We start from the raw sequence: 314 nt of genomic DNA, 5'->3' as shown, positions 1-314 counted from the left end.
AGCGAAGAAACTTTTGAACAGGTGATTTCTCCACTGGCCTGCGAAGCGGAGCATGTGGACGGGAGCATGAATGCCAGCGAGAAGGATGAAAAACTCTCCTGGCTCAAGGCAGAGTCCCCGGACAACACCTGCCGGATTCTGAGTAATGTGCGCTGCCTGTCCGAAGGGGTGGATGTTCCCGCCCTGGACGCCGTGTTGTTTCTGACTCCCCGGAATTCTCAGGTAGATGTAGTGCAGTCGGTGGGCCGGGTGATGCGTAATGCCCCCGGCAAGAAACGGGGTTATGTGATCCTTCCCGTGGTGATTCCCGCAGG

The 314-nt window shown here is 57.3% G+C and carries 1 protein-coding gene; it reads left to right on the top strand.

Going from position 1 to position 314, the window contains the following annotated elements:
• Nucleotides 1-314: helicase-related protein (locus tag IV91_RS16395; RefSeq protein WP_035418918.1), on the top strand; the 314-nt coding region annotated here is incomplete at both ends.

It is taken from the genome of Ferrovum myxofaciens, from assembly GCF_000735045.1.
In the GTDB taxonomy this organism is placed as follows: Bacteria; Pseudomonadota; Gammaproteobacteria; order Burkholderiales; family Ferrovaceae; genus Ferrovum; species Ferrovum myxofaciens.
Note: the sequence above shows the minus strand (reverse complement) of the source record. Positions and strands in the feature narration are given on the sequence as shown.